11 protein-coding genes and 2 tRNA genes are annotated in these 13,574 nt (G+C 70.0%); 9 read left to right on the top strand and 4 right to left on the bottom strand.

The genetic code is table 11. From position 1 onward, the window contains the following. Positions 1 to 1,923, bottom strand: a 1,923-nt coding sequence (gene pepN / locus G6028_RS08250) for an aminopeptidase N (RefSeq protein ID WP_182658591.1), incomplete at its 3' end; no start/stop codon positions are given. A gap of 94 nt (positions 1,924 to 2,017) precedes the next feature. Here pepN and G6028_RS08245 point away from each other — a divergent pair. From G6028_RS08245 to G6028_RS08230, 4 genes are read left to right on the top strand one after another with little or no spacing between them, the layout of a single operon-like run. Then, positions 2,018 to 2,644, top strand: coding sequence for a mycothiol-dependent nitroreductase Rv2466c family protein (locus tag G6028_RS08245; protein ID WP_179524910.1), 627 nt, complete (start codon positions 2,018 to 2,020; stop codon positions 2,642 to 2,644). Positions 2,645 to 2,648: 4 nt separating this feature from the next. Continuing rightward, complete coding sequence (locus tag G6028_RS17640; protein ID WP_241730635.1) at positions 2,649 to 4,157, top strand: GNAT family N-acetyltransferase; 1,509 nt, start codon at positions 2,649 to 2,651, stop codon at positions 4,155 to 4,157. Between the two features lie 47 nt (positions 4,158 to 4,204). Further along, positions 4,205 to 4,678 carry a ribose-5-phosphate isomerase gene (locus G6028_RS08235; protein WP_182640949.1) on the top strand — a complete coding sequence of 158 codons (474 nt, stop codon included), beginning with the start codon at positions 4,205 to 4,207 and terminating at the stop codon, positions 4,676 to 4,678. Positions 4,679 to 4,718: 40 nt separating this feature from the next. Continuing rightward, a complete protein-coding gene (locus G6028_RS08230) occupies positions 4,719 to 5,552 on the top strand; it encodes an Fpg/Nei family DNA glycosylase (RefSeq protein WP_182658590.1) in 834 nt (277 codons plus the stop codon). 256 nt (positions 5,553 to 5,808) lie between these two features. Here the strand turns inward: G6028_RS08230 and G6028_RS08225 are convergent. Further along, positions 5,809 to 5,882, bottom strand: a tRNA-Gly gene (locus G6028_RS08225). Between the two features lie 198 nt (positions 5,883 to 6,080). Here G6028_RS08225 and G6028_RS08220 point away from each other — a divergent pair. The 5 genes from G6028_RS08220 to clpX all read left to right on the top strand — a co-directional run bounded on the left by G6028_RS08220 (position 6,081) and on the right by clpX (position 10,607). Next, a tRNA-Pro gene (locus G6028_RS08220) sits at positions 6,081 to 6,157 on the top strand. Positions 6,158 to 6,207: 50 nt separating this feature from the next. Next, positions 6,208 to 7,614 carry a trigger factor gene (gene tig, locus G6028_RS08215; protein WP_182658589.1) on the top strand — a complete coding sequence of 469 codons (1,407 nt, stop codon included), beginning with the start codon at positions 6,208 to 6,210 and terminating at the stop codon, positions 7,612 to 7,614. Between the two features lie 240 nt (positions 7,615 to 7,854). Beyond that, positions 7,855 to 8,496, top strand: a complete 642-nt coding sequence (locus G6028_RS08210) for an ATP-dependent Clp protease proteolytic subunit (protein ID WP_107748149.1) — start codon at positions 7,855 to 7,857, stop codon at positions 8,494 to 8,496. Between the two features lie 71 nt (positions 8,497 to 8,567). After that, complete coding sequence (locus G6028_RS08205) at positions 8,568 to 9,191, top strand: ATP-dependent Clp protease proteolytic subunit (protein ID WP_179526200.1); 624 nt, start codon at positions 8,568 to 8,570, stop codon at positions 9,189 to 9,191. Positions 9,192 to 9,338: 147 nt separating this feature from the next. Further along, positions 9,339 to 10,607 carry an ATP-dependent Clp protease ATP-binding subunit ClpX gene (gene clpX, locus G6028_RS08200; RefSeq protein WP_182658588.1) on the top strand — a complete coding sequence of 423 codons (1,269 nt, stop codon included), beginning with the start codon at positions 9,339 to 9,341 and terminating at the stop codon, positions 10,605 to 10,607. A 6-nt stretch (positions 10,608 to 10,613) separates the two neighbouring features. On the opposite strand, the gene G6028_RS08195 is transcribed toward clpX, so the two are convergent. Together G6028_RS08195 and G6028_RS08190 are read right to left on the bottom strand one after the other, a co-directional pair. Further along, positions 10,614 to 11,825, bottom strand: a complete 1,212-nt coding sequence (locus G6028_RS08195; protein WP_182658592.1) for a benzoate/H(+) symporter BenE family transporter — start codon at positions 11,823 to 11,825, stop codon at positions 10,614 to 10,616. 80 nt (positions 11,826 to 11,905) lie between these two features. After that, a partial coding sequence (locus G6028_RS08190; RefSeq protein ID WP_241730634.1) for a LuxR family transcriptional regulator occupies positions 11,906 to 13,574 on the bottom strand: 1,669 nt, incomplete at its 5' end.

The following is a 13,574-nucleotide window of genomic DNA, read 5'->3' as shown; positions in this document are numbered from 1 at the left end:
CATCGCGTCCGAGAACTCCGGCCAGCCGGTGGCGGCCGCCCAGTCCGGGTCGGCGTACCTGGACAGCGCGGACTGCGCCTGGGCCAGCACGCGCTGGACCACGCCGATGTGGGCCTCGCGCGGGGCCGCGCGGGTGACCACCTCGACGAACCGGCGAGCCGGGAGCCGGGCCTCCCGGGTCATCTCCCACAGTGCGGACCAGCACAGGGTCCGGGCGAGCGAGTCCGTCACGTCCTCGATGGAGCCCAGGACAGTGGTCAGGGAGCGCTCGTCGAGGCGCACCGAGCAGTACGTCAGGTCGGCGTCGTTGGGCAGGATCAGGTCGGGAACGGGAAGGCCGGACATGTCCGGGACGGTCGTGCGCTCGGCGTCCACGTCCAGCTCCGCGAACGCGGTGCGCACCAGCGCGCCCGAGTCGTTACGGCTGTAGAGGCCGACCCCCAGACGGTGGGTGCGCAGCTCCCCGGCACCCGGGGCGGCGGGTCCCTGCACGATGGTCAGTTCGGAGATCGTCGCCTGGGCGTCGTCTGCGGTGTCCACCTCCACCGAGATCGGGTTGATGCCTGTGGTCCGCAGCCACTGCTCGGCCCAGTCGGACAGGTCGCGGCCGGAGGAGGCCTCGAGGGCCCGCAGGAGGTCGTCGAACTCGGCGTTGCCGAAGGCGTGCTCGGCGAAGTAGGCGCGCAGGCCGGCCAGGAACGGCTCGCGTCCGACGTACGCCACCAGTTGCTTGAGCACGGACGCGCCCTTGGCGTAGGTGATCCCGTCGAAGTTGGCCTCGACCGTCTCCAGGTCCGTCATGTCGGCCGCCACGGGATGGGTGGAGGGCAACTGGTCCTGCCGGTACGCCCACGCCTTCTCCACGTTGGCGAACGTGGTCCACGCGTCGGTGTACTGCGTGGCGTCCACCTGGGCCAGGACGGAGGCGAAGGTCGCGAACGACTCGTTGAGCCACAGGTCATCCCACCAGCGCATGGTCACCAGGTCGCCGAACCACATGTGGGCCATCTCGTGCAGCACCGTCTCGTTGCGCCGCTCGTAGCGGTAGGCCGTGACGCGGGAGCGGAAGACGTAGTCCTCGAGGAACGTCACGGCCCCGGCGTTCTCCATGGCCCCCGCGTTGAACTCGGGCACGAAGATCTGGTCGTACTTGCCGAACGCGTACGGCATGCCGAATTCGCGGTGATAGAACCCGAAGCCCTCCTTGGTCTCGGTGAACAGCCGATCGGAGTCGAGGTACCCGGCGAGCGACGCACGACACAACAGTCGTAGTGGAATGGTCCCGTGCTCGTCGACGTAGGAGTCCTCGACCACGTGATAGGGGCCGGCGATCAGGGCCACGAGGTACGTCGACAGGATCTCCGTCTGCTCGAACCGGTGCACGACCGCTCCCGACTCGCCCGGGGACTCGCCGGCCGGGGTGTTGGCCACCACGACCCAGGAGGCGGGGGCGGTGACGGTCAGCGTGTAGCGGGCCTTGAGGTCGGGCTGGTCGAAGCAGGCGAACACCCGCTTGGCGTCGGCGGTCTGGAACTGTGAGTAGAAGTAGACCTCCCCGTCCACGGGATCGACCATGCGGTGTAGGCCCTCGCCGGTGGAGGTGTAGGCCAGATCGGCGTCCACGACGAGCTCGTTGGTCTCCTGCAGGTCGGGCAGCGTCAGCCCCACCTCGTCGTCATAGTCCCCGGTCTCCAGGTCCCGTCCGTTCAACGTCACCGACCGGATCCGCGCCGACCTCAGATCGATGAACGTCTCCGCCCCGGGTCGGGAGCATGCGAACCGGACCACCGTGCGGGACCGGAACGTCCCGGATCCCGGCCCGCCGGAGCCGTCGGTGAGGTCCAGGTCCACCTCGTAGGTGTCCACGTCGAGCAGTTCCGCCCTGGCGGCGGCGTCGGAACGGGTGAGATTGAGCGAGCGCATCGGAGGTCCTCGGTTCCTGGGCGGGGGTGGTGGCCCCAGTCCTACCACCCGGGGCGGGGTGGCAGTCGGGGACCCGGACGAGGAGGATGGGGTCATGACATCTTCTGGTTCCGACGCCACCCGTTCCGTCGACTTCTGGTTCGACCCCCTGTGCCCCTTCGCATGGGTCACCAGCCGCTGGATTCTCGAGGTGGAGAAGGTCCGGGACATCGAGCTGACCTGGAACGTCATGAGCCTGTCCGTCCTCAACGACGGCCGGGACCTGCCCGAGGACTACCTCGCGCTGATGACACGCGGTTGGGGCCCGGTCCGGGTCGCGATCGCCGCCGCACAGCGTCACGGCCAGGAGGTCCTGGGCCGGCTGTACACCGAGCTCGGCACCCGCATCCACGACCAGGGACGGGGGATCGAGGACCCCACGGTGATCACCGAGGCGCTCGAGGCCGCCGGACTGGACGCGGGTCTCGCCGCCGCGGCGGCGTCGGATGAGTACGACGACGAGCTGCGCGCCTCGCACCACCGTGGCATGGACCCGGTGGGCGACGAGGTCGGCACCCCGGTCGTGCACGTGGACGGCGTGGCCTTCTTCGGTCCCGTCCTCACGCGCATCCCGCGCGGCGAGGACGCGGGCAAGGTCTTCGACGGCGCCGCCCTGCTCGCGGAGTACCCCTACTTCTTCGAGCTCAAGCGCAGCCGCACCGAGGCCCCGCAGTTCGACTGAGCTGATGAGCGTCGCGGGTGGGTCCCTGCTGGACGGGCCGTACGGCCGCGCGTTGTGCGCGGCCGTGGCCGAGGCGGCCGCTCCCGGCACCGACTGGTGGCGGCTGACCGCTCAGCAGCGCATCGACGAGTTCGGCACGGTCCGGGCTGAACAGGTCCGTTCACTAAGTGAGCCGAGGATCCTCGGTGAACTCAGCGCCGGCGTGTGGAAGGCCGTCTACTGGCAGGAACCGGACGACGACCGAGAGGGCCTCGCGCGCCCCGACATGGTGGCCACACTCCGCCCGATCGCCCGAGCCCTCTCGGAGAATCCCGCGACGAACTGGTGGTCCGACCCCGTCGACAGGACCGGCCAGAACATCGTCCAGCTCCTGTTCGACAACTGGATGCCGGTGGACTCGCTCGGGGACGCCCGCCCGCAGCTCAGGAAATGGCGGGATCAGATCAGGGAGAAGATGTCCGCGGGCACGGACAACCCCCACTGGCGGTCCACCACCGGTCGGTGGTGGACCGCGCCGGTGTTCGCCGGGATCGCCTGGACCTCCCGAATCCGGGAGACGGTCGGCCCCCTGGCACCACACACCACCGAGGATCACATGGGGTGGAGCCGGGCCCGCGTCCACCCGGTCGAGGTCGAACCCTCGGCCCGAATCCGGGAGATCGACAGCCCGCAGGAGTGGGCGAGTCTTGTCAACGAGTTCCCGCTGGAGGTGACCCAGGAGAAGCGGGGCGACTGGTGGCGAACCACCGGGCGCGATGGAAGCTGGTGGATCCCCGACTGGGCCGAGGTCGCCGAGCACTACGACGCGGTCCACGTGACCGTCACCGGCTACCTCTCCACCGCCGGGCGCGCAATCGACACCGCGCAGGGGGCGTCCGTCCTCGCTGGATGGGGGCCCGATCACACCTGCTGGCTGCGCCCGGACCGGCTGCGGTACGCCGGCGTCGTCGAGCAGTGGCATCGCCCCCGCTCGTTCGCGATCCCCGAGAACATCTCGTGGCTCAGGGTGCCCGCGGACAGCGCGGATGGCTCGGTACACGTGCGGCCGCTCTCCGCGGATGACGACTCACTGGTGGAAGAGGCCACCGTGCTCAACGTCAACTGGACGGGGCAGGAGCGGGTCACCGCCGCCGACGTGGCGGCCGACCCCGCGCTGGCGCACTATTCGGCACTCCGACCCGACCGTGGCGACTTCGGGCTGGTGGCGGAGGTGTCCGGACGCCCGGTCGGTGTGGTGTGGCTGCTGTTCCTCGACGCCGCGGATCCCGGTTACGGGTACGTGGCCGACGGAGTCCCCGAGCTCAGCGTGTGCGTGTGGCCCGGGTACCGCGGGAGAGGCCTCGGAGCCCTGTTGCTCGAAGCGGTGCTCGCGGCAGCGGGGGACCGGGGTCTGGAACGGGTCAGCCTCAGCGTCGAGGCAGGCAATCCGGCCCGGAGGCTGTACGCCGACATGGGCTTCGTCGACGAGGAGGGTGCGACGTCGGAGACGATGGTGATCCGGCTGCGGACGTGACTCCACCGCCTTCAGCGGCCCGGGTCCGACGTGGCAGAATCGCCGCCATGCGCATCTACCTGGGAGCGGACCACGCCGGCTTCGAGACGAAGAACGTCATCGCCGAGCACCTGAAGGCCACGGGCCACGAGGTGGTCGATTGCGGAGCCCACACCTACGACGCGGAGGACGATTACCCGGCCTTCTGTATCGACGCGGCTCTCAGGGTCGTCGCGGACCCGGGCAGCCTCGGGATCGTGCTGGGCGGCTCCGGCAACGGCGAGCAGATCGCGGCCAACAAGGTCCCCGGCGCCCGCTGCGCCCTGGCGTGGAGCGTCGAGACCGCCCGCCTCGCGCGTGAGCACAACAACGCCCAGTTGATCGGCATCGGGGGGCGCATGCACTCACAGGAGGAGGCGCTGGCGATCGTCGACGCGTTCCTCGACCAGAGCTGGTCGGAGGCCGAGCGCCACCAGCGCCGCATCGACATCCTCGCCGAGTACGAGCGCACCCACGAGGCGCCGACGGTCCCCGGGGCCTGATCAGTCGAGTGCCTGAGCGACACCGTGCCTGAGCGACACCGTGCCTGAGGGGCACACCCTCCACCGACTGGCCCGCCTGCACTCCGAGTACTTCGCAGGTGGGCCCGTCCGCGTCTCCAGCCCACAGGGGCGGTTCGCGGACCACGTCGTCGTCGACGGTCGGCACTTCGACCACGCCACGGCCGTCGGCAAGCACCTCTTCCACCACTACGAGGGCGGCCTCGCCGTCCACGTCCACCTGGGGCTGTACGGCTTCTTCGACACACACCTCGTGCCACCGGGGGAGGAGCCGCCCGCGCCGGTGGGGCAGGTGCGGATGCGCGTGGGCGCCGCGGCGGGGGACGGGCCCGTCTACTATGTGGATCTGCGCGGCCCCACCCGCTGCGAGGTGATCGCCGAAGCAGAGGTCGTGGACGTGCGCGACCGCCTGGGCCCCGATCCCCTGGATCCCGACGCCGATCCCGGGCGGGCGTGGGCGCGGATCACACGCAGTGCGCGGCCGATAGGTGCGCTGCTTATGGACCAGAAGGTCCTGGCCGGAGTCGGGAACGTCTACCGCGCCGAGGTGCTGTTCCGGCACGGTATCGACCCGTTCCGCGCCGGCTCTCGGGTGACGGAGGGCGAGTTCCGCGCGATCTGGGACGACCTGGTGCAGTTGATGGAGGTGGGGGTGGAGACCGGCGCCATCCACACGATCCGCCCGGAGCACGACCACGGGGACGTGCCCCGACGTGGTGCCGACCGGCCGCGCAACTACGTCTACCAACGGGACGGCTGGCAGTGCCGGGTGTGCCGCGACGAGATCGTCCTGCAGACGTTGGAGGCGCGGACCCTCTTCTGGTGTCCGACCTGCCAGCCGGAACGGCCGCGCTGAACCCGTCGCCGGGTCGCAGCCGCGGGCGGGCGGGTTAGCCGGTTAGCGGGCGAGCATCTCGCAGCCGCACGTCGCGACGGCGTCTCGCGGGCACAGAAGTGCCTGCGAGACGCCATGCCCAGGGGCGGCTGCAATCTGATCGAACAGGCGCTACCGCGAGACGCCATGCCCAGGGGCGGCTGGGATCCGATCGAACAGGCGCTACCGCGAGACGCCATCCTCGGGAGCGCCGGGAGGGCGTCGCGGGGGCGTCGTGTGGAGCGGGCGACGGGAATCGAACCCGCGTAGCCTGCTTGGAAGGCAGGGGCTTTACCATTAAGCTACGCCCGCATCGGCGGCTGACCTGGGGTTTCCCCCTCGTCTCGCTCGCGCTGGGACAACACTACCGGACCGGTGCGGCGCTCCCAACTCCCGGCCCGCCAACTCGGAATCTGCCGTGATGCGGCACTGTCGTACACTGGGCGAGTTGGTTTGGCGGCCCGGCAGGTTTCCCGCGTACGGCGCGGGGTGGTCGGTCGCGCGACTCACCGGGATGTGGCGCAGCTTGGTAGCGCATCCGCTTTGGGAGCGGAGGGTCGCAGGTTCGAATCCTGTCATCCCGACCAGCGGAGCCCGAAACACGAACCCCACACGACTTTCCTAGGAGATCATCACCGTGAAGAGCACTGTCGAGCAGCTGAACCCGACCCGGGTCAAGGTCACGGTGGAGGTGCCGTTCGCTGAGCTCGAGCCGGACTTCACCAAGGCGTACAAGTCGCTCGCCGGCCAGGTCAACATCGCCGGCTTCCGCCCGGGCAAGGCCCCGGCCAAGCTCCTCGAGGCGCGGATCGGTCGCCCGGCGGTCCTGGAGCAGGTCATCAACGACATGATCCCGACCCGCTACGGCCAGGCCGTCGACGAGCACGACCTCAAGGTCCTCGCGCAGCCGGAGATCGAGGTGACCAAGCTCGAGGACGGCGACGTCGTGGAGTTCACCGCCGAGGTGGACGTGCGCCCGGAGATCACCCTCCCGACCTACTCGGACCTGGCGGTCACCGTCGAGGCCCCCGCCACCGACGAGGCGGCGGTGGAGACCGAGCTCGACAACCTCCGCGCCCGCTTCGGCACCCTCAAGGGCGTCGAGCGCGGTGCCGAGAAGGGCGACTTCCTCTCGGTGGACCTGGCCGCCACCGTCGACGGCGAGCCCGTCGACGAGGCCTCGACCGAGGGCCTGTCCTACGAGCTCGGTTCCGGCACGCTCGTCGAGGGCCTCGACGACGCCGCCGAGGGCCTCAAGGCCGGCGAGTCCAAGGAGTTCACCTCCTCCCTCGTCGCGGGCGACCACGCCGGCAAGGAGGCGGTCATCACCGTGACCGTCCAGTCCGTCAAGGAGCGCGAGCTCCCCGACGCCGACGACGAGTTCGCGCAGATGGCCAGCGAGTTCGACACCCTCGACGAGCTCAAGGCCGACCTCACGGAGAAGGTGGCGCAGCAGGCCAAGGCCGGCCTCGCCGGCGAGATCCGCGACAAGGTCCTGGACGCGCTGATCGAGGCCACCGAGATCCCGACCCCGGAGTCCCTCGTCGAGTCCGAGGCGCACGCGCAGATGCACCAGCTCATCGACCAGTTCGGTGGGGACCCCGGGATCCTCGACCAGGCGCTGGCCGCCGAGGGCACCGACCGCGAGACCTTCGAGGCCGAGACCCGCGAGGGCGCCGCGCGCGCCATCCGCAGCCAGCTGCTGCTGGACGCCGTGGCCGAGGACGCCTCGACCGAGGTCTCGCAGGAGGAGCTCACGCAGCACATCATGTTCCAGGCCCAGCGCTACGGCATGGACCCGAACCAGTTCGTGCAGCAGATCCAGCAGGCCGGCCAGCTCGGGTCGCTGTTCTCCGATGTGCGGCGCTCCAAGGCCCTGGCCGACGTGATCGTCCAGGCGAACGTCACGGACACCGAGGGCAACACGGTCGACACCACCGAGTTCTTCGGCTCGCGTGAGGAGGAGGCCACCGACTCCGCCGAGGGTGCGGAGGCCGCCGAGGCCGAGACCGAGACCACCGACGGCAAGGGCGACGACGCCTGACCGTCACCGCCTGAACCACCCCCGGAGCCGGGGACCACCCGACGGTGGTCCCCGGCTCCGTCGTTCACGTCGACGGCGCCCGCGGCGGCGGCGGCGGACGGCGACGCTGAGAGCGAACACCCGCCCCGTCGGGACGGTTCCGTCGTGGGTGTTGGTTACTGTTTGACGTAACGGATACCCGGCCGCCGGACGGCCGGGCACCGCGGGAGCGGTGAGACGATCAGCGAAGGTAGGTACCCCGTGGCCCAGAACGGTTCAGCGGCACAGCCCGGTTCGACGCAGCCCGCCCTCAGCTCGCCCGGATCCCACGGGTTGACGCTCGGCGACTCGGTGTACGAGCGTCTCCTGCAGGAGCGGATCATCTTCCTGGGGTCCCAGGTGGACGACGACATCTCCAACCGCCTCTGCGCGCAGATCCTGCTGCTCGCGGCGGAGGACCCCACCCGCGACATCGCCATGTACATCAACTCGCCCGGCGGCTCCGTGACGGCCGGGATGGCGATCTACGACACGATGCAGTTCGTCGAGTGCGACGTGGCGACGTACGGCATGGGCCTGGCGGCCTCGATGGGCCAGTTCCTGCTGACCGCCGGGACCAAGGGCAAGCGCTACGCGTTGCCGCACGCCAAGATCATGATGCACCAGCCGTCCGCCGGCGTCGGTGGCTCGGCCGCCGACATCGCGATCCAGGCCGAGCAGTACGCCGCCACCAAGCGCGAGATGGCCGAGCTCATCGCCCAGCACACGGGCCAGTCGTTCGAGCAGGTCACCGAGGACTCGGACCGTGACCGGTGGTTCACCGCCGAGGCGGCCAAGGAGTACGGCTTCGTCGATCACGTGATCGCGCGCGCCTCCCAGACCGGTGGAACCTCGCCGTCGTGACCATCGAACCCGTCGCCCACGGGAGCGCTCCCGCAGCCCAGCCCGCCCCGCACACCACCACGGAGTCACCGATGACCTCACTGCCGACCTCGCGCTACATCCTGCCCTCCTTCGTCGAGCACTCGAGCTACGGCGTCAAGGAGTCCAACCCGTACAACAAGCTCTTCGAGGAGCGGATCATCTTCCTGGGTACCCAGGTCGACGACGCCTCGGCGAACGACATCATGGCCCAGCTCCTCGTCCTCGAGGGCCAGGATCCGGACCGCGACATCACCATGTACATCAACTCGCCCGGTGGGTCGTTCACCTCGCTCATGGCGATCTACGACACGATGCAGTACGTGCGTCCCGACATCGTGACTGTGTGCCTGGGGCAGGCGGCCTCGGCGGCCGCGGTCCTGCTCGCCGCGGGCACCAAGGGCAAGCGGGCCGCCCTGCCCAACGCCCGCATCCTCATCCACCAGCCCGCCACCGGCGGGATCCAGGGGCAGGTCTCGGACCTGGAGATCCAGGCCGCGGAGATCGAGCGCATGCGTCGCCTCATGGAGACGACCCTGGCGCTGCACACCGGCCACGAGGCGGACAAGATCCGCAAGGACACCGATCGCGACAAGATCCTCACGGCCGCCGAGGCCAAGGACTACGGGATCATCGACACCGTGTTCGACTACCGGAAGCTGTCGTCGACCAACTGACGTCCGGGCGGCGCGCCGTAGTGGGTAGCGGTGCGCCGTCAGGTCCAATGAACTGATCGCGCGGGGGGTCGGAATTGTCGGCCCTCCCGCGTACCGTCGACTACGGGGTGTGAATCCGGGCCCCTGGAATGCGAGGACGTAGAACTCATGGCACGTGTGGGTGAGAGCGGCGACCTGTTGAAGTGTTCCTTCTGTGGGAAGAGCCAGAAGCAGGTCAAAAAGCTGATCGCCGGTCCGGGGGTCTACATCTGCGACGAGTGCATCGAGCTGTGCAACGAGATCATCGAGTCCGAGGTCGAGGACTCGCAGGACTCGGCACTCGACGAGCTGCCCAAGCCGTCGGAGATCCACGCGTTCCTTGACGAGTACGTGGTGGGACAGGACGCCGCCAAGCGGAACCTGGCGGTGGCCGTCTACAACCACTACAAGCGCATCCGCGTGGGGGCCTCCCTCGGTCGCGGTGACGCCGTCGAGCTGGCCAAGTCCAACATCCTCATGCTGGGTCCGACCGGGTGTGGCAAGACCTATCTGGCCCAGACGCTGGCCAAGATGCTCAACGTCCCGTTCGCCATCGCCGACGCCACCGCGCTGACCGAGGCCGGCTACGTCGGCGAGGACGTGGAGAACATCCTCCTCAAGCTCATCCAGGCCGCGGACTACGACACCAAGCGTGCCGAGATGGGCATCATCTACATCGACGAGGTCGACAAGATCGCCCGCAAGGCCGAGAACCCGTCGATCACCCGCGACGTGTCCGGCGAGGGCGTCCAGCAGGCGCTGCTGAAGATCCTCGAGGGTACGCAGGCGTCGGTGCCCCCGCAGGGTGGACGCAAGCACCCGCACCAGGAGTTCATCCAGATCGACACGTCCAACGTGCTGTTCATCGTCGCCGGGGCCTTCCAGGGCCTGGAGAAGATCGTCGGTGACCGCGTGGGTCGCAAGGGGATGGGCTTCGGGGCCGAGGTGGCCAGCAAGAGCTCCCTGGACACCACCGAGAACTTCGCCGAGGTCATGCCCGAGGATCTGGTGAAGTACGGGCTGATCCCCGAGTTCATCGGGCGCCTGCCGGTCGTGGCGACGGTGACGAGCCTGGACCGCGAGGCGCTGGTCAACATCCTCAGCGAGCCCAAGAACGCGCTCGTCAAGCAGTACGCCCGGCTCTTCGAGATGGACGGCGTCGAGTTGGAGTTCACCACGGATGCCCTCGAGGCCGTGGCCGATCAGGCGATCCTGCGCGGCACCGGCGCCCGTGGACTGCGCGCCATCATGGAGGAGGTCCTCCTGCCGGTCATGTACGACATCCCCGGACGTGACGACGTCGCCCGCGTGGTGGTCACCGGCGAGACGGTGCTCCACAACGTGCTGCCGACGATCGTCCCGTTCTCCGACTCCGAGCCCCGGGAGAAGTCGGCGTAGGACCCGTCAGCTCGTGGTGCGGCGCTCCAGCAGCGCCGACACCGCGAGTCCCAGGACGATCCCCCAGAACGGCGCGGAGATCCCGAGCAGGGACACGTCAGCCACCGTCACCAGCAGACACACCAGCGGCCCCAACGCGCGGTCGGTCCGGAACGCCGTGACGAACGCCGACTGCAGTGGCGCCAGCATCGCCAGCCCGCCGAGCGCCGCGACGAAGGCCGCCGGCGTCCCGACCATGAGGCCGACGAACGCGGGGGAGAGCACCCCCACGATCAGGGCGAGTCCGCCAGTGCCGATCGCGGCCGCGTAGTGCCGGCGGGGCTCCCCGGATGAGACGAGCAGCGCGTTGGTCGGTCCGGTCAGGCACGTGGAGACCCCGCCGATCGCGGAGACCAGCAGAGACCAGATCCCGCAGGCCACGGCGCAGGCGTTCACCGGCGGATGGTGCCCCTTGGCACGGAGAACCCCGACCCCCTGGCCGTTCTGGACGACGAGCACGGTGATGGCCAGGGGGGCCACCAACTCGGTGAGACCGCGGACGGTGAACTCCGGCCCCTGCGCCATGGGTACGGCGAACAGCCCGTCGTCCAGGACTCCCCGCGACAACCCGCCGTCGAGTATCACCGCGATGATCCCCACCAGCATCGCGGCGAGGATGGGCGGGACCACCCGGGCCACCCGCGGAAGGGCCCCGACGGCGAGGAAGGCCACCACCATGGGCAGGGCCACGGCGGCGGAGGTCCACACCGCGTCGACCAGGCCGAGGCCGAACCGGAGGAACACCCCGGCCACCATGGCCATGATCAGGGGCATCGGTATCCAGTCCATGACCCTGCGCGCGACCCCGCTGAGGCCGATCAGCAGGATCACCACGCCCGTGATGACGTAGGCGCCGAGTACCTCCGACCACCGAAGGTGTCCGAGCGAGTTGCCCACGATCACGGTGCCGGGGATGGTCCAGAAGAACGCCAACGGGGTCCGGTAGATCCAGCTCATGAGAATGGTGAGGATGCCGTTGGCGAAGAACACCCCGAAGATCCACGAGGACAGTTCCTGCGGGGACAACCCGCCCTGTTCTCCCGCGGCCAGGATCACGGCGACGGGGCCGGTCGCGGAGAAGATCAGCGCGATGAGGGCGTTGGCACATTCTCTGGGGCCCAGGTCCGCGAGAACCTGCCGCGGCGAGGGCCGGCGGTGACGGGGGATCTCGATCGGCAGCGGTGCGGTGGTCCGGGACGGGTCTCCCGCCGGGGCGTCGGTGTCCCGGCTCCGACCGTCGGTGGGGGCGCTGTCGGTGGTCACGGGACTCCTGACTCGTCGGGGTCGGGCCCGAACGGGTGGCGGGACCTGGCGACGTGGGCCGCCAACTCGGTGCGGCCGTTGATCCCGAGCTTCGAGTAGATGCGGGTGAGGTGGTACTGGATCGTCTTGACGCTGAGGAACAGCTCCTCGGCGGCCTGGGCGTTGGTCCGCCCCGCCGCGACGAGGGTGGCCACGGCCCGTTCCTGCGGGGTGAGGGTGGAGTTGCCGACCGCGCGGGCCACGTCGACGCCCCCGGCGCGGCGCTCCCGCTCACAGCGCTCGACGTAGGCATGGGCGCCGAGTTGTTCGTAGAGGTCTCGGGCGGTCCCGAGGGCGAGGTGGGCCTCGCGGCGCCGACCGGCCCGTCGGAGGGTCTGGCCGAACCCGAAGTGCATCTGTGCGGAGTAGTACGGCATCGCCAGTCCGTCGAGGTATTCCAGGCTCCGGTGGAAGATGCGGGAGCATTCCTCCACGTCCCCGCGGACGGCGGCGATCCGGGAGCGGACGGCGCCGAGCCTGGCCTGGGTGGACCGGTGGCCGAGCTCCACGGCTCGCTGTTCAGGGGGGCCGATGAGCGCCTCGGCGTCCTCGAGCCGGCCGGCCAGGACGAGGGAGTGGGCGTAGAGATCGTGCCACGGCCAGAAGCCAGGCTGGTCGATGTCGAGCCGGAGGGACAGGGCGTGCAGCGGTTCGGCGGCCCGTCGCACCGAGGTGTAGTCACCGGCGGCGGCGGCGACCTGCATGCGCCCCATGGCGGAGGGGATGATCTGCACCGGGTAGGCGTCCGCGGTGGTGGTGAGGTGCCTCAGGTGTGCGGCCGCCCCCAGGTGGTCGCCGCGCATGGACCTGATGATGGCGCCGGACCAGTGGATCACCGGGGCGAGCAGGTCCAGCTCGAGGTCCTCGAGACGTCGGGCGGCGGTGTCGACGACCCGGAGCGCCTCGTCCCAGTCCCCCCGGAGCAGATGGGTGCGTGCGAGCCACGCCTGGGCCCACAATGAGATCCGCGCGGAACCGGAGACGTCGGCCGTCGGGACGGCCGAGCCCAGGCGGCGGCGGGCCGTCTCGAGATCGTCATGGGCGAGCGCGATCCATCCGGAGGCCATCTCGAAGCGCTGGGCCACGGCGGGGGCGAGAGCACCGATCCGGCCCTCGTCGGCGACGCCGGCCCCCGGGGTGGCGTCGATCGCCTCGCCCAGGACGGTGATGGCCCGGGCCTCCTCGACCTCCGGTTGGTCGGGAAGGGCGCCCCCGATGACGACCCCGGCCCAGTGCCTCAGCTGGTCGGGGCGCCACAGGCACAGTGAGTGCACCACGAACTTCTGGGCGAGGGCGACAGGGTCGGGGGCGGTCACATCGGGACCACCGGTCGACCCGGCGTCGAGGGCTCGCCGGAGGAGCGACTCCGCCTCTCCCGCGTGACCCAGGTGCAGCGCGAGCGAACCGAGGACGGCATCGCGGCGGGGGTCGGGCCGGACACGGTCCAGCGTGTGGGACAGAGCCGCGGCCTCGCTGATCCGCCCCGCCCCGAGGAGCGCGTCGATGCCGTCGATGTGTAGGCCCCGCGCCTCGTCGTGGTCCGCGGTGAGCGCCGCCGCAGTGAGGTAGGCGTGGCCCGCGGCGCTCCAGTGTCCGGACCTGGCGTGCGCCCTCGCCCGCTCCCGC

This window comes from Dietzia cercidiphylli, assembly GCF_014145145.1.
GTDB classification, from domain to species: domain Bacteria; phylum Actinomycetota; class Actinomycetes; order Mycobacteriales; family Mycobacteriaceae; genus Dietzia; species Dietzia natronolimnaea.
This window is presented reverse-complemented; position numbering and strand designations above follow the sequence as displayed.

Excerpts from the sequence above, each read along its gene's own strand:
- G6028_RS08245 (WP_179524910.1), top strand. The coding sequence starts at position 2,018 with ATGACATCTTCTGGTTCCGACGCCACCCGTTCCGTCGACTTCTGGTTC.
- G6028_RS08205 (WP_179526200.1), top strand. The coding sequence starts at position 8,568 with ATGACCTCACTGCCGACCTCGCGCTACATCCTGCCCTCCTTCGTCGAG.
- G6028_RS08235 (WP_182640949.1), top strand. The coding sequence starts at position 4,205 with ATGCGCATCTACCTGGGAGCGGACCACGCCGGCTTCGAGACGAAGAAC.
- clpX (WP_182658588.1), top strand. The coding sequence starts at position 9,339 with ATGGCACGTGTGGGTGAGAGCGGCGACCTGTTGAAGTGTTCCTTCTGT.
- G6028_RS17640 (WP_241730635.1), top strand. The coding sequence starts at position 2,649 with ATGAGCGTCGCGGGTGGGTCCCTGCTGGACGGGCCGTACGGCCGCGCG.